Annotated in this window: 14 protein-coding genes and 1 tRNA gene; 8 read left to right on the top strand and 7 right to left on the bottom strand. The window is 73.0% G+C overall.

The genetic code is table 11. The features are described from left to right. Positions 1 to 74: 74 nt before the first annotated feature. Genes DER29_RS33980 through DER29_RS29180 form a run of 3 tightly spaced genes read right to left on the bottom strand, consistent with a single transcriptional unit; the run spans position 75 to position 1959 of the window. Positions 75 to 782, bottom strand: coding sequence for a hypothetical protein (locus tag DER29_RS33980; RefSeq protein ID WP_148710117.1), 708 nt, complete (start codon positions 780 to 782; stop codon positions 75 to 77). 12 nt (positions 783 to 794) lie between these two features. Beyond that, on the bottom strand, positions 795 to 1160 hold the full coding sequence (locus DER29_RS29185; protein ID WP_233600207.1) for a hypothetical protein: 366 nt from the start codon (positions 1158 to 1160) through the stop codon (positions 795 to 797). Positions 1161 to 1194: 34 nt separating this feature from the next. Next, the gene (locus DER29_RS29180; RefSeq protein ID WP_148710116.1) at positions 1195 to 1959 is read right to left on the bottom strand and encodes a hypothetical protein; all 765 of its coding nucleotides are present in this window, start codon (positions 1957 to 1959) and stop codon (positions 1195 to 1197) included. A 622-nt stretch (positions 1960 to 2581) separates the two neighbouring features. On the opposite strand from DER29_RS29180, the gene DER29_RS36390 reads away from it, so the two are divergent. Further along, positions 2582 to 3019, top strand: coding sequence for a helix-turn-helix domain-containing protein (locus tag DER29_RS36390; protein ID WP_121400832.1), 438 nt, complete (start codon positions 2582 to 2584; stop codon positions 3017 to 3019). Positions 3020 to 4038: 1019 nt separating this feature from the next. On the opposite strand, the gene DER29_RS29170 is transcribed toward DER29_RS36390, so the two are convergent. From DER29_RS29170 to DER29_RS29160, 3 genes are all read right to left on the bottom strand, one after another. Further along, complete coding sequence (locus tag DER29_RS29170; protein ID WP_233600231.1) at positions 4039 to 4647, bottom strand: site-specific integrase; 609 nt, start codon at positions 4645 to 4647, stop codon at positions 4039 to 4041. 403 nt (positions 4648 to 5050) lie between these two features. After that, positions 5051 to 5377: an AbrB/MazE/SpoVT family DNA-binding domain-containing protein gene (locus tag DER29_RS29165; protein WP_233600206.1), complete on the bottom strand. Its 327-nt coding sequence runs from the start codon at positions 5375 to 5377 to the stop codon at positions 5051 to 5053. A gap of 282 nt (positions 5378 to 5659) precedes the next feature. Continuing rightward, positions 5660 to 5743 (bottom strand) — tRNA-Leu (locus tag DER29_RS29160). Between the two features lie 221 nt (positions 5744 to 5964). Between DER29_RS29160 and DER29_RS36385 the strand changes: the two genes are divergently transcribed. The 7 genes from DER29_RS36385 (at position 5965) to DER29_RS29120 (ending at position 19893) form a co-directional block, all read left to right on the top strand. Beyond that, entirely contained in the window at positions 5965 to 9066 is a 3102-nt protein-coding gene (locus DER29_RS36385) for a tetratricopeptide repeat protein (protein WP_370040752.1), read from the top strand. A gap of 219 nt (positions 9067 to 9285) precedes the next feature. Beyond that, complete coding sequence (locus tag DER29_RS29145; RefSeq protein WP_233600230.1) at positions 9286 to 11859, top strand: fibronectin type III domain-containing protein; 2574 nt, start codon at positions 9286 to 9288, stop codon at positions 11857 to 11859. Positions 11860 to 11887: 28 nt separating this feature from the next. Next, positions 11888 to 12883 (top strand): MoxR family ATPase, encoded by a 996-nt coding sequence (locus DER29_RS29140; RefSeq protein WP_121400830.1) that lies wholly within the window; start codon positions 11888 to 11890, stop codon positions 12881 to 12883. Between the two features lie 12 nt (positions 12884 to 12895). Then, the gene (locus DER29_RS29135; protein ID WP_121400829.1) at positions 12896 to 14068 is read left to right on the top strand and encodes a DUF58 domain-containing protein; all 1173 of its coding nucleotides are present in this window, start codon (positions 12896 to 12898) and stop codon (positions 14066 to 14068) included. 2 nt (positions 14069 to 14070) lie between these two features. Next, on the top strand, positions 14071 to 16461 hold the full coding sequence (locus DER29_RS29130) for a transglutaminaseTgpA domain-containing protein (RefSeq protein ID WP_370040780.1): 2391 nt from the start codon (positions 14071 to 14073) through the stop codon (positions 16459 to 16461). Positions 16462 to 16639: 178 nt separating this feature from the next. Beyond that, positions 16640 to 17707, top strand: coding sequence for a DUF2855 family protein (locus DER29_RS29125; RefSeq protein ID WP_121400828.1), 1068 nt, complete (start codon positions 16640 to 16642; stop codon positions 17705 to 17707). Between the two features lie 479 nt (positions 17708 to 18186). Next, positions 18187 to 19893 (top strand): substrate-binding and VWA domain-containing protein, encoded by a 1707-nt coding sequence (locus DER29_RS29120; protein WP_233600205.1) that lies wholly within the window; start codon positions 18187 to 18189, stop codon positions 19891 to 19893. A 68-nt stretch (positions 19894 to 19961) separates the two neighbouring features. Here the strand turns inward: DER29_RS29120 and DER29_RS33975 are convergent, their stop codons facing one another. Then, on the bottom strand, positions 19962 to 20150 hold the full coding sequence (locus tag DER29_RS33975; protein ID WP_148710115.1) for a hypothetical protein: 189 nt from the start codon (positions 20148 to 20150) through the stop codon (positions 19962 to 19964). Between the last annotated feature and the right edge of the window lie 22 nt (positions 20151 to 20172).

Below are 20172 nucleotides of genomic sequence, written 5' to 3'. Positions count from 1 at the left end.
CCGCGCCCACCAGGACCAGCACGCCGACGGCCACGCCGACTCCACGCCGCAGCGAGATCAACCACGCCATGGGCTCAGACCGTTCCCGGTACCCACGAGCGTGCGCTGAGCACGTCCAGCAGTGGTTGGGTGTCCCGCGGGCCGCCGTCACGGCGCGCGCCCCGCTGGTCCGGCGGTGGCACCGGCACCGGCCGCTGCGCCACCACCACCCGCCAGCGGCCCTGGGTCCAGCGCACCGTCACCGACTGCACGTACCAGCCACCCGCCAGGCCCGTCTGCGGGCCCGCCACGACACCATCGGTCATCGACCCGGTGAGAGCGCACACCAGCAGCCGAGCTGTCACCTCGCCGCCGGCCGGCACCTGGGCGTTGAGGTCCACGTCGGAGACCCAGACCCGGGCGGCCATCGTCTGGGAGATGCCCGCGTTGCCGGCCGGTGGCGTGCCCGCGCCCATCATCTCGGCCACCGCCGGGCCCGAACCGTCCACAGCGATAATGTCGATCAGCGTTTGCCGCTCGACATCCGGACGGCCCGCCGCAGCGGCCACCGCCACCACGTACGCCGCCGCCGCGTCACCCGCCCCGCGAGGCGTCCCCGCGAACCCGACCGGCACTCCCCTGACGAGCCGATCGCTGTAACCAACCGGCGCAGCCCGCTCCGGTGCGCTGGCGCGTCCTGCGACGAAGACCGCAGTCCCCGCGACCACCACGGCGAACAGGAGCAGCAGCACTCTCGCGCCACCACGCCGAGCGTCGACCGTCTTGTAACCGGATTCCCGCACGCGGGACACCTCCTAGATCTCGCTGAGCAGGAACGCGATGATCGACGTCGCCGAACCCACGACGATCGCCACCAGACCGGCCTTCCACATCATCGATTTACCTCGATCGCTGATGATGTGTGCGCCGAAGATCGGTCCGATGCCGAACGCGATCGCACCGGCCGCCAGGCCCGCCACCGCAGAGATCACGCCGAGAAACAGCGCCGCGTTGGCGAGCTTGTAGAACAGATCCGAGCGCGGGACCGCCGCCGGGTCGGGGCTGATCCGGCCGAAGTCGAACCCCCCGCCGGACGGCGTCGGCGTCGGATCGGGCGCGAGCACCGCCACCACCGCAGGCGCCCGCGCCGTCAACACAGCCGCTACCCAATTCACGATCACAACCAGTTCCTCCCCCGTAGACGAGCCGCCGTCCTCAGGCGACAGGAGCCCCCTCGCGCGGGTCAGGGGCAGCAGGGCAGCGGTCGACAACCGCTGCGGCGACCTCGGTCAACGCGGTTCGCGTGGCCTTGCTCAGCGACCGAGGATCCAGCGGGTCGGGACGCGCGAGCACCGGGTCGAAGGGCACCCGGACCAGATGCGTCGCCGCCTGCCGCGCGAGGTGCTCGACCGCGCGAACCTCCCGCGCGGTCGAATGGGTGGTCGTCATGACCACCACCACCGCGGACTCCGCCACCTGGCCCAGTCCCGCTGCCTTCAGATGAGCCAGCAGCCGCATGGTGTGCTGCAGGGCATCGACGGTGGCACGGGTCACCAGCACCGGCACGGTCGCCCACCCCAACGCCCGCCACGTCGGGGTGTTGTCCGCCGCAGGAAGATCCAGCAACGCCATCGCGTACACCGACCGCAGATGGCCGATCACACCGAACATCTCCGACCAGGTGGGAGGACGCCGCTGCACCGTCATCCTGCTCTCACCGACCAGCACACGCAGGCCAGTCGGCCCCGTCTGCATCAGCCCCTCGGCGACCAGCGGATCAGCCAACTGCTGCTCCGCAACGCTGGCGTCCCACGCCGAAGCCGAGCCACCTCGAACCACGCGGTGGCCCAAACCACCCCACGCACGTCCGGTCGCATCCACCGCCACGATCGGCGCGGGACTTGCCAGCGCCAACACCCCACCGAGCGCCGCCGTCAGCGTCGAACGCCCCACACCGCCATCCGCCGACGACACGCTCACCAAGGGACAGCCCGCGCGCAGCGACGACACACGCAGCCACAGCGACTCGACCCGGCTGCCGCCGCCGAACTCGCGCGGAATCTCTCGTGGGCCTTGCCTGACGCCCGGTGCCCACCAGGGCGCAACGCTCTCCGGACTGGCGCGGTGCGCCGTGGACCGGCGGGGTGCGGTTGGCGGAGCGGGCGTCGCCCGCTCCGCCAACCTCCCCCGTTCGCCGTCCGACACCTCCGAAGAGGTCGCGGTGCTGGCGAAGTCACCTGCTCGGCCAGTCGATGGATCCGACACGTCCGCCTCCCCCGAAGGCTCGCCGTACAGCACTAGCCAGCGGCGACGAGACGCCGTCGCCGCTGGCCGGTCCCCCGTTACTGTCACGACCTGGACGTCGACCACACGAGCAGGCCCATCGAAGACCGTGTCACCACAGGGCTTCGCGGTCCTCGAACGAAGCGGATCGGAGCCCCACATCCCCTCCAGCGAGGCCGACCGATGCGCTACCCTCAACCCACCAAGTTGGCGCTACGCCAACTTGGTGTGGCTCGGGCACTGAGAGTTAAGCACAGCCGACGTGGAACTTCCACATAAAGTTGGGGTACAACCAACTCTAGTCGCAGTTTGGGGCGTCATGGCGGCACCGCACGAGGACCCACCAGGTGGCTCCGGCCCAGCACTCATCAGAGACAGACTTCGATACCTCTACGCCCATCACCACCCCAAGGGCCGAGGTCCATACACGGACGCCGAGGTATCTGAGGCACTCAAAGCCCGAGGTCATCGCATCTCTCCGGAGACCCTACGCAGACTGCGCAGCGACGAGCACAACAACCCCACAGCCGCGACACTGACGGCCCTGGCCGAGTTTTTCGGAGTCTCGCCAGCCTTCTTCCTCGACTCATCCCAGAGCAGCGCCGACGTCCAGGTGCTCACCCGGTCCATCGAGAAGCTGTCTCCCGGAGCACGCGAAGGCATCGCCGCGATCATCCAGAACATCCTGACTATGGAGCAAGCGGCCCAGACTCCACCCAACTCGCCCACAAACCAGCACGGACACACGGGCGAGTAAGCGAGGCGATCCGCAGCCAGCAGGGCCAGACAGACCCACTCCGGTCGACAAGCCTGGCCTCGACGCCAGCCAGCCAGGCTCCTCGCCCACCGCCGGCGGCGGTCAAGCACGTCCATGCCTGCCCGCCACTGCCTCGCAGCTACCAGCCGGCCCGATCCCCCAACCGATGCAGCCAACTGTGGCCGCATCCCCGCGAAGACCGGAACCACAGGTCACCGCCGCCGCCGAGCAGCCAGGCCCACGCCACAAGCAGCTCCGCGCCTGGCCAGAACAGGAACGCACCACTACGGTCACGAGGCTCAGGTGCCAGACGGAAGCAGGGAACCAACGACCGCACGCGGCGACGGAAAGGATGAACCGCATGGTAGAGCGATGGGCCGTAGAGCGCGCAGTTCGAGACGCTGAATGCCGCCTCAGCCCTTCAGGACGTCACCTTATCCTCACACTCTTAACGTGGACAGACACCTCAACCGCAGTAATCCCGGCGCAGTTCTCACCGAGTTTGACAGACCTGGAACGGGCAACAGGAATGGCACGCTCCACAATCGCCGTCTGGCTCAACCAACTTGAGGAGGCGGGCTGGGTCACGCGATTCAGGCCAAAGGTGGACGACGCTCGTCGCAAGAAAGCAAGGACTGCCTACCGCCTTCGAATCCCCCCACAGATGCTAGTTGGTTCGACCACAGAACTAGCGCTGGTCCGGCAGCCGGACAGATCTGGTCCGACCATCGGACCGGATTCAAACACCAAACATCGCCCCACCGCGCGGGGATCATCGAACACCAGCCAGCGCCACCCCTACATCCAGGGAGCCAACGGCTACTGTTCCTTCCCCAACTGCGGCAGGTCTGCGCCGCTTCATTGAATGAACCGGCCACTCGGCAATCCGCTACGGCGCGCTCTGGACATGCCACTACTAGAGAAGCAGACAACCGCTATCGAAACTCTTTTCCGGTTCCGCAACCCCGCCGCGTCGCATGATGGGACCCAGCCCTACAAGGCCAGGTCCCACCACACAGCTAGCTCAAGGGATGCGGTTCATTAGTAAGCGCCGACAAGGCTGCGGCGATCTCCTGCACTGTCGCCCGCACATAAGTGGCTGTAGTACCAACATCACCGCCGCTTTCCGAATGACCGGCGTATGCTCGCGCGATGGCGTAGCCGAAGTTCCTTTCCACCCATGTCAGGGTGGTGTGACGTAACCAGTGGGTGCTGATTTGCTGCACGTAGACCCACGGAAGGTGCTCGCCGATCCGTACCCAGAGATGATCATACCGTCGGTACGTGATGGGCTGCCCATTCCGGTAGCGCAGCAGTTGAGCCTTCTCCGTCGCACCCCGCTCCTCAGCATGCCGCTGCAGATACCGCATGAGCGTAGGAGAAACCGGTTGCCATCGCATCGAGTCCCCCTTCTCGCGCAGCATAATCAGACATTGATCCGGGTCCAGATCGGCCGGCCGAAGCGCCAGCGCGCCACCGCGCCGACACGCCGTCTCGGTGTGCAACCGCAGAAGCAACGTGTCGAGCGCCGGATCGTCGCCCGTACTGGCTGCAACCTCGTTGATCTCGGCCAGCCGGCTGTCCGCCACCGCCCGCCGCGTGCTCGGCAGACGTCGCGGCTTCGCCACCTTCAACGCAGGATTATCCGACGCCGCGATGAAGCCATCAGCAACTGCCCTCTTGTAGAGACAACGCAGAGCGGCAATCAGATGCTCCGCCGCGCTTCGACCTCCACGGGCGTTCCGCCGAGCCACAACGTGTGTCCTGACGTACTCCGCCAACCGCTCGATCTCCGAGGGTGTGGGCTCGTCTAGTCTCCGCTGCCCCCAGTGCTCCACCACCCGCTTCCAATAAGAGCCGTAGGCACGCCTCGTACCCGCCGTGACCGCAGCCGCCACCACCGGGACGTACTCGGCAAAGGTCGGCGACGGAGGCCGAGCCACCCCAGTCCCCACTAATTCAGCAGGCGAGATGCCCATACGAGCAAGAAGCAGCCGAGCCGCCTCCAACTCAGCGCTATTAGCCGCGCCATCACTCATGCTCGCCCCCGAACACCGCATCGTGAGCCTGGGTAATCATCTCGTCGAGCTTTCCCGGAGGGTGGACCACCAGGCGCCCGCTGGCTGGTTCAGCCACGATGAGCACGCGGTCGCCGGCGGCAAGACCACACCATTGACGGACCACTGCCGGCAGGCGGACGTGGCCTTCTTTCGTCACCTTGAAGACGCCCTGATTATCGGCTGATACGACGATCAGCCCACGGCGCTCCTTGATGTGCAGTCGCAGTCCGGGACTCCACTGGAGTCCCTTCATCGCCGACCGGTCGGCGATCCGACCATGCGAATCGAGGGTCGCCACGCCATAGACAGCTGTACGGCTTCGGGGCACGGCAAGACTCGGAAGCGGCAGTGGAGGACGTCTCATGACCGTCGCGGGGGAGCCAGGAGCACCGCGCCTGGCTGTCGCCTGACCGGGCAAGGCAACGGCGGGGATCACTGACGAGCTGCCGCGTGGCGACGAAGGACTCGCCGCCCGCCGGTCACCGAGAGTAGCGCCTGACGCGGCGCTGGAGAGAATTTTGCGGTGGTCAAGCATGCTCAACCACCGCTACGTCTACGTCGCACATATGAGACGTACTCGTGTCCGAGGGGGGACTTGAACCCCCACGCCCTATACGGGCACTAGCACCTCAAGCTAGCGCGTCTGCCATTCCGCCACCCGGACCTGCTCGTCCAGCCTACCGTGTCGACCGAGGTGACCTTCCACCCGCCGGCCGCCCTGGTGGGCCGCACGGGGAGTTACTGTACACGCCCCGGGTGGATCATGCACATCGGCTTCCGGCCGATGGACCGCCGCAGGTCGGAAGGCATCTTGCCCCGGGCGAACCGTGGCAAACGGGAGGGGCTGGGTAGCGTCCGACGGGCCTCACGCGGCAGCATGGCCATGTGTCCCATCCCTCTCCCCTGGCCGCCGTGCAGCACCGGGCCCTCGCCCTGCGCGCCGCGGGCGATCTCTATTCCGCCCGTCGGCTGCTCAACGACGCCGTCGGCTCCGCCCGGCCACCGTACGGCAAGGACCACCCGGATGTGCTGAGCACCGCGCACCTGTTGGCCCGCCTGCACCGGGAGGCGGACGACCCGGGTGCCGCCCGCCGGGTGCTGGAGGAGGCGTTCGCCGCCGGCGAGCGCCTCTGGCCACCGTCCGATCCGCTGATGCTGGCGCTCTCCTTCGAGCTGGCCGCGGTGGCGGACGAGTTGGGCAACCGGCACGAGGCCCGCCGCAACTACACCCGCGTCGCCGCCCTCGGGCCCGCCGTGCTCGGCGTCGACCACCCTGCGGTACGCACGGCACGGCAGTATCTCGGCGACGCCGCTCCCGCCCCTCAGCCCGCGCCGCCGGCCGCGCGGCCCGACATGTCCGCGCTCTCCGAGCCGACGATGTCGCTGGCGGTGCTCTCCACCACCTGGCGGCCGCACGAGCCCGCCGCGGTCGGCCCGCCGCAGCCGCCGGCCGCGCACCCGACGCCGCACGTCGCGAGCGGCCCGCCGGCCGCACCGGCGTCTCCGCACGCCCCGCACACCCCGCCGATCCCGCCGCCGCCACCCGTTCCGGGCGTACGTGGGGTGGGACGGGCCACTCCCGTCGCCCCGGCGCCGCGTCCTGCGGCGGGCCCGCAGCCGCCGCGCTCGGGCGGCCACGCGCCGCAGATGCCGCCCACGCCGCCGCAGGCGTATCCGGCCCCGCCGCAGGGTGCCCCGGTTCCGCCCCCGCCGGTGGTGTCCGCCCCGCCCCGGCAGGCGTGGGCCCCGCCGACGCCACCGCACGTGCCGCCCCCGCCGCAGACACCGTATGCCCCCGGGCGGGGACAAGCGACCCCGTACGCCACCCCGCCGCAGCGGATCCCGCCGCCGCCGGTCGTGCCCACGCCACCGGGGCCGGCCCGTGCCGCCGTACCCCCGCCTCCGGCCGTGCCGTCCCCGGCGCAGCCGCCGTACGCCCCGGCGGTGCCCATCCCGCCGCCCCCGGTCGTGCCGTCGGCGTCCACCGCCGCCCCGGCGCACCCTCAGGTGCCGTCGGTGCCCGTGCCGCCGCCCCCGGTCGTCCCGGCGCAACGCCCCGCACCGGCGGCGCCGCGGTCTCCCTGGGCGCCTCCTCCCGGACCGGCCCATCCGCCGGCGACGCCGGGTCCCGCCACACCTGCGCCGCGCCCCGCTCCGCCGGCGGCGGCCGGGGTGGCCTCGGTCGTTCCGGCCCCAAGGACGGCGCAGCCGCCGGCCCCGGTGTCGTCTCCGCCTGCCGCGACGCCACCCGTCCCGCCGCCCCTGCGCCACGCGGCCGCCGCCCCCGTCGTCACCGCGCCGGAGCCGCCCGCCCCATCCGTGCCGGCCGCGCCGAAGCCGCCCGTTCCTCCGCCGGCCGGCGCGGAGCCGCCCGTGCAGGCAGGGACTGCGGTGTCCCCGACGGGACCCGCCGTTGCGCCGCGACACCGGGCCGCCGACGAGGCGTCCCCGACCGTCGGCGCGTCGGCCGGGACGGCGGCGTCCGAAGCCGCGTCGCCGTCGAGCACCACGCCGCCCGGAACGACCGCGGGGCCCGCCGCCGAACCACCCTCCAGCACGGGTACGACCAGCGCCGCGTCACCCCGACCCCGTACGCCGGATGCCGAGCCTGCCGCGCCTGACGTCCCGTCCTCGCCGCTGGCCGAGTCCGTCGGCGAGGCCCCGCGCGCGTCGGCGCCGGAGGCGACCGCCCCGGCGTCGGAGGCGCCGGAGCGTCCGGCCGGCCCGGCACCCGGTTGGGCCAAGCCGACCATCCAGGTCAAGCAGATCGAGCCGCTGCTCGCCGAGGAGATCGCTCGCGCCGCCGGCACTCCCGCCGCACCGGATGCTCCGGTCAGCCCCGCCCGATCGTCCGAGACGCCGCCGCCCGATATGTCACCGGCAGCGACGCACGCCGCCCCGGTCAGCGCGCCGCCGGTCAGCGCGCCGCCGAGTGCACCGCCGGTCAGCGCACCGCCGGTCAGCGCGCCACCGACGCCCCCGGTCAGCGCACCGCCCGCGTACCCGACGAGCAGCCCACCCGTCAGCGCACCGCCGCGGGGTGTCAGTACGCCGCCGGTTCCCCCCTTACCGCCGATCCCGCCCCCACCGTCGGTGATGCCACCGCCGGTCAGCGCGCCGCCCGCTCTTCCGCAGCCGTTCAGCGCGCCGCCCGGGGTTCAACCGCCGGTGAGCGCGCCGCCCGGGGGCCAGCCGCCGGTGAGCGCGCCGCCGTGGAGCATGTCCGCGCCGCCGTGGAGCAGCACGGCTCCCCCACAGGCGCTCACGGGAGCGACGACCGACGCCGACACCGACCAGCCGGACATCGAGGAGGAGCTGGAACGGGCCGAGTGGGAACGGGAACGGGAGGAGGTGGAGCAGGCGGAGCCGGAGCGGGAGAAGGTCGACGACCTGCCGCCGGCGTACCTCGACATCGACGAGACGTTCCCGATGAAGGCGCAGCCCGTGCGGGCCCGGCCGACGGCCCAGCACCCCGCGCAGCAGCAGGCGCCGGCCTTCCCGCCGCCGCCGGCGTACCCGATGATGCCGGAGCCCGAGGAGGGGGGCCGGAACCGCACGACGGTCATCGTCGCGGTGGTCGTCGCGGTCCTGGCCGTGGTGGCGCTCGTCGGCGTGGGCGTGCTGGTGCTCAACCGCGACGCGGCGCCGCCGGCGGGACCCGCCTCGCCGTCGGCTGCCGCGCCGTCCGCGTCGGCGGCCGGCCCGCCGCCGGGCGGGCTGACGCTGAAGGACGACTCGGCGACGATCACCCTGAACTGGACGGACCCGGCGGGTGGCGGGGTGCCGTTCATGGTGGCCGGCGGCCGGACCGGTCAGGCGCTGGGCGTGATGGCCACGGTGGACCCGGGGCAGACCAGCTACACGGTCAACGGACTGAACTCGCGGGTGGACTACTGCTTCACCGTGCTGGCGGTCTACTCGACGGACTCGTTCGCCACGTCCGGGCAGGTCTGCACGGAACGGGAGGGCGACACGCCGTCGAGCTGACCGTCCACTGCGGCGTGGCGCACACGCACGGTGTCCACAGGGGGACGGTGCGGGTTCCCACGCCCCCGACCCGGCCATATGATGGCACCCGGCTCAGGGGAGGGTCGCCGGACATGGCGCGCCACCTGCCAGGGACGACACGGGAGGCAGCCGGTAGTGGCCACCATCGATGACGCCGGGCACGCCGGCACCGGTCCGCCGCGTCGCCGGCCCCGCCGGATGCGGGGCGGGGTCGTCACCATCGCGACGGTGGCCGCGCTGCTGGCCGCCATGGGGCTCACCATCCACGGCCTCGGCGCGGCGGACAACGCGGTGGCGAGCCACGACGCGAGTTCCTGGCTGTGGAGCGCCGCGCGCAGCGAGCTGGCCCGCGTCAACGGCATCACCGCGCGGGTCGACACCCGGGTCGGGGTCCCGGGCGCCCGCCGGCACCCGGTGCAGGTCACCCAGACCGACCGGCTGCTCGTCCTGCGGGACCTGAACACCGGCCAGGTCAGTTCGCTGGACCTGGCCACCCTCCAGATCACCGCGACCACCCGGACGACCCCGGGGCTGGGCGTCAACGTGGCCCTGCACGAGGACGCGGCGTTCGTCGTCGACGCCGTGCAGGGCGTCGTCCGGCAGCTCGACCCGCGGTCGCTGACCCCGATCGGCGAGCCGGTGCGCTACCCGCCGGGCATCACCGGCGGGTCCTTCGACGGCGAGGGACGCCTCTGGATCGCGGTGCCCAGCGAGGGCACCGTCTCGGCGGTCACCGCCGCGCCGCTGCCCTCCGCGCCCGCGTCGGCGGCCCCCGCGGGAGCCGGGCTCAGCCCGAAGAAGGTCGAGACGTACGACGTCGCGGACGCCAGCCACGAGCTGGTCGTCTCCACTCTGGACGACGGCGTCGCGGTGCTCGACCGCACCGCCGGCGCCCTGGTGACCGTGCAGCGCGGCGAGGTGCGGACCACGCCGCTGACGATGACCGCGCCGGGCGCGCTGCCGGCGCGCACCAGCGGGCCGGACGTGCCCGTGACGGTGCCCGGCGAGCGGCGGGTGCACGTGGTCGACGACGCAGGCGCGGTGCGGGCGTTCACCGTGCCGGGCGCGGGCGACAAGCTCAGCCCGGCCGTGGCGTGGGCCGGCCGCTACTACTGCGCCGACGAGGCGTCCGGCACCGTCTACGTCTTCGACTCCGGCGGGCAGCTCGTCGACACCATCCGGGGCCGGGGCACCGGGCCGCTGGAGCTGGAGGTGCGGGAGAACCACCTGTTCATCAACGCCCCCGACTCGGCCACCGCCCAGGTGGTGGACGACAAGCACCAGGTCCGCGAGGTCGACAAGTACGCCAACGACGTGCTCGGCGGCGACCCGCCACCGGCTCCCCCGCCGCCGCCCCCGCCGAAGAAGCCCGAGGTGGGCAAGCCGGGCGCCCCGCGCGGTGTCACCGCCGCCGCCGGCAACGCGCAGGCCCGGGTGAGCTGGCGCCCGGCGCCGGCCAACGGGGCGGAGATCGTCCGGTACGTGGTGCAGGGCGCGGGCCAGCGCGTGCAGGTGGGCGCCAACCAGCGGGCGGTCGAGATCAAGGGCCTGACCAACGGCGAGACGTACCGGTTCTCGGTGCACGCGGTCAACGCGAAGGGCGACGGTCCCGCGCGTACCAGCAACCCCGTGACGCCCACGGCCGCCGTGCCGGACCCGCCGGCCGCCGTCACCGCCCAGGAGCGCCCGGACGGCACGGTGCTGGTGAAGTGGCCGGCCGCCAACGGGCAGGGCAACACGATCGCGAAGTACGTGGTCACGGCCACGTCGGCGGGCACCAACGCCCCGGCCGGCGAGTCCCGCAGGACCGAGCTGGTGGTGCCGGCGGGCGAACTGGAGTACGGCACGCAGTACGCGTTCACGGTGGTGGCGGTCAACGACCGGGGCGCCGGCTCGGCGGCCTCGCCGGTGAGCAACACCGTCGTGCCGTACGCGCCGCCGGAGCGGCCGACCGAGCTTCGGTCGACCACGGTGGCGGATCGGCCGGGCGCCGTCGCGGTGCAGTGGTCCCCGGCGGCGGCGAACGGCCGGCCGGTGACGAAGTACCTCGTGGACGTGGGCGGGCGCAGCAGCGAGGTGACCGACACCCGGGCCACTTTGGACGGGCTGGGCAACGGCCAGAACGTCACCGTGAAGGTGCGGGCGGTCAACGAGGCCGGCCCCGGCCCGGAGGCCACCACCACGGCCCGCACGGTGGCCGAGCCCCGCGTCACCGTGACCGGCTCCTCGGCCAACGCCGCCTCGGCGACGGTGACGTTCACCGTGGACGCCGGCGGCGGCAGGGCGACCTGCGCGCTGAGCACGAACGGCGAGCCGGCGAAGCCCGGGAACTGCTCCAGCATCACGATGACGGGCCTGACCCCCGGCACGAAGTACACCTTCACCGTGACGGCGAGCAACGCCGCCGGCAAGGGCACCGCCACCCGCGCCCAGGCCACGGGCGCCCTCTACGGGATCGCGACCTGCCGCAACGGCTCCTCCGGCGAGGAGGCCCGCTACTGCACCCGGGAGATCCCCGGGGAGCGCAACGGCAACGAGATCTTCAGGGTCACCCGGCAGGACGACGACCAGCAGGCCGGCTGGGTCGCGAACGGCACCCGGCTCAAGGCCTACTGCAAGAAGCAGGGCGAAGAGGTCTACGCCTACATCTACAACAACGAGAAGCGCAGCACCTGGTGGGTGCAGGTCGACTACAAGGGACGCACCTACATCCCCTGGGCCTGGCTCAACCTGGAGGGCGGCGACGACATCAAGGTCCTGCCCACCTGCTGACCCACCCAGGCAAGGAGCACCACCGCCCGTGAACACCCCAGAACCGCTCACCCAGCCGGAGGTGCAGGGCTTCGCCGCCCTCGCCGCCCGGCTGGCCGAGAACGTCAACGCGGTGGTGCTGGGCAAGCCGCAGGTGGTCCGGCTGGCGCTGACCGCCCTCTTCGCCCAGGGGCACGTGCTGTTGGAGGACGTGCCGGGGGTCGGCAAGACCACCCTGGCCCGGGCCATCGCGGCGACCGTGAAGGGGCAATGGCGGCGCATCCAGTTCACCCCCGACCTGCTCCCCTCCGACGTGTCCGGGGTGACGATCTTCAACCAGGCCACCCGGGGCTTCGAGTTCCACCCGGGGCCGGTGTTCGCCAACATCGTCATCGCCGACGAGATCAACCGGGCGTCGCCGAAGACCCAGTCGGCGCTGCTGGAGGTGATGGAGGAGCGCACCGTCACCGTCGACGGGGTCCGGCACCCGGTGCCGCAGCCGTTCCTGGTGGTGGCCACCCAGAACCCGGTGGAGATGGACGGCACGTACCGGCTGCCCGAGGCCCAGCTCGACCGGTTCCTGGTGAAGCTCTCCGTCGGCTATCCCGACGAGGCGGTCGAGGTGGAGGTGCTGCGGGGGGCGACGGTCCGCTCCCCGGAGGCGCTGACCGCGGTCACCGACACGGCCACCGTCGGGGAGATGGTCCGCATGGCCCGCCGGGTGCACATCGCCGAGCCGCTCTACGCGTACGCGGTGCGGCTGGCCGCAGCCACCCGCACCCACCCGCAGGTGCGCGTCGGGGTCAGTCCCCGGGGCGTGATCGCGCTGACCAGGGCGGCGTGCGCGTACGCGCTGATCGACGGGCGCGGCTGGATCATGCCGGAGGACCTGAAGACCCTGGCCGAGCCGGTCTTCGCACACCGGCTGCTGCTCACCCCCGACGCGCAGGTGCGCGGGGTGACCGCCGCCGAGGTGCTGCGCCAGGCGGTCGCCTCGGTCCCGGTGCCGCTCCCCTCGGGCCAGCCGGCCCCGGTCCAGGGCTGACCGGCGACGCCGGTGTCCGCGTTCACCGCCCGGTGTGTCGGGCTGCTCGTCGCCGCCGTCGTGCTGCTCGTCGCCGGCTTCCGCTTCGCGTACCCGGAGCTGGCGCTGCTCGGGGCGGCGGCCGGCTTCGCCGTGGGCTACGCCGTGCTGAGCGCGGCGTGGCGGCCCCGCCTGGAGGTGACCCGTAGCGCCGACCCGGACCGGGTGGCGCGGGGCGAGCCGGCCACCATGACCCTGACGGTGCGCAACGCGGGGCGGCTGCGGGCGGCGAGCCTGGTGGCCGAGGACCGGTGCGGCGACCGGGTGGTCCCGGTGCCGCTGCTGCGGCTGCGACCGGGCCGTGACACCACGGTCCGCTACGAGGTGCCGACCGCCCGCCGGGGCGTGGTGCCGGTGGGGCCGCTGCGGGTGACCCGGCGCGACCCCCTGGGCCTGGTGGCGCTGGCCCGCCCGTACGGCGGCACGGTGCCGGTCTGGGTGCACCCGCGCGTGCACCCGCTGAACGCGGTGCCCACGGGGGCGGGGCGCAGCCTGGACGGCCGGGTGGACAAGGTGCCACACGGGTCGATCACCTTCGACTCGCTGCGCGAGTACGTGGTCGGTGACGAGCTGCGCCGGGTGCACTGGCGTACCAGCGCCCGGGTGGGCGAGCTGATGGTGCGGGAGAACGTGGACACCAGCCTGCCCCGGATCGTGCTGCTGCTGGACAACCGGACGGCCGCCCACCCGCAGCGCCTCGACGGGGTGGCCGAGTCGTTCGAGTCGGCGTGCGAGGCCGCCGCCTCGGTGCTGGTCGCCGCGTACCGCGAGGGTCTGCCGGTGGTGCTGCTGCTGGTCGCGCCGGAGCCGGCGGGCGGCGACGCGGCGGCCGGCGACGACGCGGCGGCGCACGGGCCGCTGGACCGGCTCGCGGCGGCGGAACTCGCCGACGAGGGCGACCTTCAGCCCGCCACCACCCGGCTGCGGCGGGAGCGGCTCGGCGACACGCTGGTCTTCCTCACCGGGCCGGGGGGCCGCGACGATCTGGGGACGGTGGGCGCGCTGCGGGCCGCGTACCCGTCGGTGGTGGTGGGGGTCTTCGGGGCGACGGAGCCGGCACCGTCGGGCGCGGCCGGCCTGGTGGTGATCGACGCCGCGGACGGGGCGGCGTTCGCCGCCGAGTGGGACGGGGTGCGCAGGTGGTGACGGTGCCCGGCGGCGCGCCCGACGACGCGCCGGGGAGGTTGGCCGACGGGGGCGGTACGACGGCGACCACCGGCCCGACCAGGGCCGGCGGTGGTGACGGCCGTGGCCGCGCCGAGGGCGGCCGGATTGCTTGGCTGGGACGGGCGCTGCGGGCGGTCCCGGTGCCGCTGGCACTGATCGCGATGATCGGCCTGGCCGGCGAGGTGCTCGGCCGGGTCTACGCCGGCCCGCTGCTGACCCGGCTGGTGCTCGGGGCGGCGGTGGGCTCGGTACTGGTCAGCGTGGCCGCCCGCCGGCTGCCCTCGTGGTTGGTCGCACCCGTGTCGGTGCTCGCGATGGCCGGCTGGACGGCCTGGTCGCTGCGCCTCACCGCGGCCCGCGCCGAACTGCCCGGCGGTCTGGCCCAGGTGACCGCGGACGCCGCTGCGAACGGCATCCCCCGGCTGCTGACGGCGATGATCCCCGTGGAGCCGACCCCCGACACGGTGCTGGTGCCGCTGGTCGCCGCGTGGCTGGCCGGCCTCGCCGGGGCGGAGGTGGCGATGCGGGCGGGCCGGGTGCTGCTCGGCTACCTGCCGCCGGTGCTGCTCTACGCCGCCGCGCTCTACGTGGTCGGCCCGAACGCCGATCCCGCGATCGGGCCGACGCTGGCCCTCGTGGCCGTGGCGGTGCTCGGCCTCGCGGTGCCGGCGGGCGGCCGGGCCACGGCCGGCGTCGACCCGGCCGCCGGCCTGGCGCCGGCGGTCCGCGCCGCCGTCCGGGCCCGGCTCGCCGCCGCCTCCGCCGCCGGCCTCGCGGTGGTGGTCGGGCTGGTCACGCTGCTCGGTCCGCTGCTCGCCGGCCAGGTCGACGGCCGGCCGGTGGACCCTCGGCGGTACGTCGAGCCGCCGCAGGTGGAGACCCTCGACGAGAACCCGCTCATCCGGATCTCCGGCTGGGCGCTGAACCCGGGACAGCAGCTGCTCGACGTGCGTACGCGACGGTCGGGCCCGCCGGATCCCGTGCCGGCCGAGCAGCCGGGGACCGCCCCCGGGCCGGGCCCCGCCGCACGACCGGTGCCGATCCGGCTGGCGGTGCTCAGCGACTACGACGGGGTGACCTGGCGGGTCGGCGCCACGTACCGCAACGCGGGGCGGATCCTGCCCGCCACGGCGCCGGCCCCCGACAGCACCGTGGAGACGGTACGGCAGGAGATCACCGTCGCCGGACTGAGCGGCCGGCTGCTGCCCGCCGTCGCCACCCCGCGCGAGGTCACCGGCGCGCGGGTGGCGTACGACCCGACGACCGGGACGCTGATCCGCCCGGAGGGCCTGACCCCGGGGCTGCGCTACAGCGTGACGTCGGCGCTGGAGACGCCGGACGCCAACCTGCTCGGCACGGCGGACGTGCCGGCCGGCGAGGAGGTGGCCCGGGTGCTGCGGGTCGCCGACGGGGTGCCGGACCCGTTGCGCCGGCTCGCCGCCCAGCTCGCCGAGTCCAACGGGGCCCCGTACGCGCGGGCCGCCGCCGTGGAGCAGTTCCTCGCCGAGCACTACCGCCTCGTCGCGGACGCGCCGAGCGGGCACGCGTACCCGAACCTGAACTTCTTCCTCTTCGGGCCCCGCAACGCCGGCGGCCAGCGGGGCACCTCCGAGCAGTTCGCGGCGGCGTTCGCCGTGCTGGGCCGGCTGACGGGGCTGCCGACCCGGGTGGTGGTGGGCTTCCGCGCCGCCGGCGACGGCCCGGTCCGAGCCGGCGACGCGTACGCCTGGCCGGAGGTGCTCTTCGAAGGGCTGGGCTGGGTGCCGTTCGATCCGCTGCCCCGGCCCGACGAGGAGCCCCGCCCGGTGGAGGAGGACTTCCGGCCCGCCCCGGAGGATCCGCCCCCGTCGGAGGTGCCGGAGCCGACGGTCGAGCCGACCCCGTCGCCGGAGCCGGTGGCCGCACCGGGCAGGCCGGCCGACTCCGGCGGACCGTCGACGGCGCTGCTGGTCGGCGGCGGGACGGGCGGCGTGCTGCTGCTGGTCGTGGCCGCGCTGCTCGCCCTGCTGCTGATGCGCCGGGCACTGACCCGGGCGCGGCTGGAACGGGGCGACCCCGGCCAGCGGATCGCCGGCGCCTGGCGGGAGGTCACCGACGCGCTGCGGCTGGCCGGTCACCCGGTCGGTGGGGACCTCTCCGCCTCCGAGGTCGCCGCCCACGCCCGTGCCGTCCTCCCCTTCGGGGCGGACGTCGAGGAGCTGGCGGGGCTGCTCAACCAGACGGCGTTCGCCCCTGCCACCGCCACGACGGAGCAGGCGGCGCGGGCCGCCACGACGGCCGGCGACTACGTCGCCGCGCTGCGCGCCGCCCGCCCCTGGTGGCGGCGCCTCCTCTGGTCCGTGCGCCCCGGTCCCCTCCGCTGGCACCGCTGAGCCCCTCCGCGAGGCTCGGCGATCCGGTCACCCCCATTCGGGCCGAGCTGCACGCGGCGCGATCCACCGCCGTCGCTGCCGCCGGCTCCGGGTGGTGGCTCCGTCAACCGGACCGCGAGTGGGATTTTGCACTCGCAGTGCACTTGTCTCGGACTCCGGGGCTGCTTAGCGTCGCATCATGCCTGCTTCCTGGAGCTTCGCCGTGGCCCGTGACGACCTGAGCCGGACCACCCTCGTCGAAGGCACGACGCCCACCCTCGCCGACGGCGAGGCACTGTTGCGGGTGGACCGCGTCGGCCTCACCGCCAACAACGTCACCTACGCGGTGCTCGGCGACTCGATGCGGTACTGGGAGTTCTTCCCGCCCGGCCCCCGTGGGCTCGGCCCGCAGTGGGGACTTCCGCCGCTGTGGGGCTTCGCCGAGGTGGTCGAGTCGACGGTCGAGGGGGTCGCGGCGGGGCAGCGGGTCTACGGCTACCTCCCGCCGGCGGGTCACCTGCTGGTGCGGCCGGACCGGGTGGACGCTTCCGGATTCCGCGACGCGAGCGCACACCGGGCCGACCTGCCCTCGCCGTACAACGTGTACCGGGCGACCACCGGCGACCCGGCGTACCGGGAAGACCAGGAGGACCTGCTGGTCCTGTTCCGGCCGTTGTTCTTCACCTCCTTCATGCTGGCCGACCATGTCGTCGACAACGACTTCTACGGGGCGCGGTCGCTGGTGCTGTCGTCGGCATCGAGCAAGACCGCGTACGCCGCCGCCTTCGAGCTGCACGGCCGGGGCCCGCGCCTGGTCGGGCTCACCTCACCCGGCAACCTCGCGTTCACCCGGTCACTCGGGTGCTACGACGACGTCGTCTCCTACGACGACATCCACGCCCTCGACGCCGTACCGACCGCGTATCTCGACCTGTCCGGCGCGCCCGCCACCCGCGCGGCCCTGCGGGAGCACCTCGGCGACCGGCTCGTGCGGGACGTCGCGGTCGGGCTCACCACCCAGATCCCGAACGCCGACGCCGCCGGAGAGGTGTTCTTCGCCCCGGTGCAGATGCGCAAGCGCCGCCAGGACTGGGGCCGCGACGGGCTCGACCAGCGGTTCACGGACGCCTGGCAACGGTTCACCGGCGTCGTGGGCGGATGGCTCGACGTCCGCACCGGATCCGGGCCCGCCGCCCTGGAGCGCGCCTGGCTGGAGGTGCTCGCCGGCCGGACGCCGCCGCGCGTGGGTCAGATCGTCCGCCTGTGAGCGGCACTGTGGCGCGGGTCCCGCGACCGGTTGCTGGCGGACGAACCACGCACCGCCCTCTCGCGCGAGGGATCCACCGCCATCGTCAGTTCCGCTCGAACCGCGAGACGGCACGACACGCCGGAGGCGAGTGGCTTTCGGGCTGGCGGGCCGTGACACCATACCTCTGTCGTCCGTCGCCCCGGCGCGGCTCGTCAAGGTTTCGGTGGAGTCACAATGGCTGGGCTGACAGGGGCAGCGATGCCGGGCACCACGCCGCCGGGCTCGTGTGATCCGCGCACGGCGGGGCCCTGCCAGCTCATCGGGCGGCCGGGCGTGGGCGGCCGGGGCGCCGTCCACCCGGGCAGGGACGGACATGGCTACCGGGTGGCGGTCAACCCGGTAGGCCATCGCCGACGCCACCGCCGCACCCCTGGAGGGACCCGATGGTTTCAGCTCGACCGACTGCCCGGCCGTGGCTGCCGTACACCGCGGCCATCGTGGCCGGATCCGCGGTCATCGCGGCGGCCTACCTGATCGTCCGGCCGGCGGCGGACGTCGGGTGCACGCCGCTGGAGGTCAGCTCATCGATCGAAAAGGACGTGCTGCTCGGCGAGCTGGCGGAACGCTACAACAAGAGCGATCGGCGAGTCGGCGACCGGTGCGCCGTGGTGACCGTGCACGGCCTCGCCTCCGGCGCCTCGACGGACGCGCTGGCCGGCGACTGGGCGGCCAAGCAGCCCAACCTGCCACGGCCGCAGGTGTGGTTGCCGACGTCGAGCCTGTGGACCGGGCAGTTGAAGTTGCTGGACGAGGCCGCCGGACGCCCGGCGCAGACCCCGGGCCGGTACCCGTCGATCGCGAACAGCCCGCTGGTGATCGCCATGCCGCAGTCGAAGGGTAAGCACCTCCAGCAACAGGGCCCACTCGGCTGGGGTGAGGTCCTGGGCTCGTCCGGGCGCACGGGTTGGGCCACCTTCGGTCGCCCCGACTGGGGGCGGTTCAGCTTCGGCAAGGTCAACCCGAACATGTCCACCTCCGGGCTGGCGGCCACGATCGCGAGCTACTACGCGGCCATCAACCGGGCCAGCGACCTGACCGAGAGCGACGTCGCGAATCCGACGGTGACCCAGTTCGTCCGCCGCATCGAGGCCAACGTGTCCCACTACAGCGACGACATCGTGGACCTGTTGAAGGACCGCGCCGAGGCGGACCTGTCCAGCGCCGACACGGCGGCCCCGACGGACATGAGCGCGGTGGTGACGCAGGAGGAGCTGGTCTACCAGTACAACGAGGGGAAGCTGAGCCCGACTCCGGGCGAGAAGCCGAGGGTCCCGCTGGTCGCGCTGTATCCGAAGGAGGGCACGTTCAACCTCGACCACCCGTACGTGGTGCTCCCCTCGGCCAGCCCGGAGCAGCGTGACGCCGCCGCCGACTTCCTGAAGTTCCTCCAGGAGCCGCCGCAGCAGCAGAGCTTCAGCCGGCACGGGTTCCGCGACCACGAGCGGAACGCGGCCGGCCCGCTGATCGCCGCCGTCGGCGGGCGGGGGGCCGAGAACCTCACCTACTTCGACCCGCCGGATCCCGCCGTGGTGAAGGCGATCCTCACCGGCTGGGGCACGCTGCGCAAGAAGGCCAACATCCTCGTGGCCGTCGACACCTCCGGTTCGATGAACGCGAAGATCGGTGAGCGGACCAGGTTCCAGGTGGCGACCAGGGCCGCCGCCAAGGGCTTCGGCCTGCTGAACTCCGAGGACAAGGTCGCGCTCTGGTCGTTCTCGTCGGAGACCCCGCAGCGGCCGAAGTCGCCGTACAGCGAGGAGGTCCGGCTGTCACCCTTCGACCAGAAGACGCTCACCAAGGAGCTCAACAATCTCCACGTCGAGGGCGGCACCGCGCTGTACGCCACCGTACGGGCGGCACACCGGCACATGCTCGATCACTACGACCAGTCGCGGATCAACGCGGTGGTCGTACTGACCGACGGCACGAACGAGTACACCAAGGACAACAGCCTCGCCCGGCTGCTGAAGGATGTCGCGTTGGATCCGGAACGACCGATCAAGATCTTCTGCATCGCCTTCGACGAGAAGTCCGACTTCGGGACGCTGGACCGGATCGCCAAGGCGTCCGCGGGCAAGGCGTTCGACGCCCGCGACCCGGCGAAGATCGACGACGCGTTCGTCAAGCTCGTCAGCAGCTTCTAGCGGCGCTCAGGCGTGACCGACCTTTCCGGGCCGGAACGCGGGTGCGATCCGTGCGGAGGTGCCCTGCGTCAATCGCCGTCGCCGTCGCCGCCACAGCCCCCGATGTCGCCCGGACTGGCCAGCCACAGCAGGCCGGCCGGGGTCGCCGCGGCCTGAGTGGTCACGACCTGGTCGAGGCTCACGCGTGCCGGCAACCGCCGGTACCTCTCCGCACCATCGGGATCCGGCGTCCTGCGCGGCATGTCAGGTTCCGTCATCAGCGGGTCTCCTCTCACCCAA

It is taken from the genome of Micromonospora sp. M71_S20 (genome assembly GCF_003664255.1).
GTDB lineage: Bacteria > Actinomycetota > Actinomycetes > Mycobacteriales > Micromonosporaceae > Micromonospora.
The sequence above is the reverse complement of the archived record's forward strand: the minus strand, read 5'-3'. Positions and strand labels throughout refer to the sequence as shown.

Coding starts and splice junctions, on each gene's coding strand:
- DER29_RS29145 (WP_233600230.1), top strand. CDS start 9,286: ATGCGGGGCGGGGTCGTCACCATCGCGACGGTGGCCGCGCTGCTGGCC.
- DER29_RS33975 (WP_148710115.1), bottom strand. CDS start 20,150: ATGACGGAACCTGACATGCCGCGCAGGACGCCGGATCCCGATGGTGCG.
- DER29_RS36390 (WP_121400832.1), top strand. CDS start 2,582: ATGGCGGCACCGCACGAGGACCCACCAGGTGGCTCCGGCCCAGCACTC.
- DER29_RS29125 (WP_121400828.1), top strand. CDS start 16,640: ATGCCTGCTTCCTGGAGCTTCGCCGTGGCCCGTGACGACCTGAGCCGG.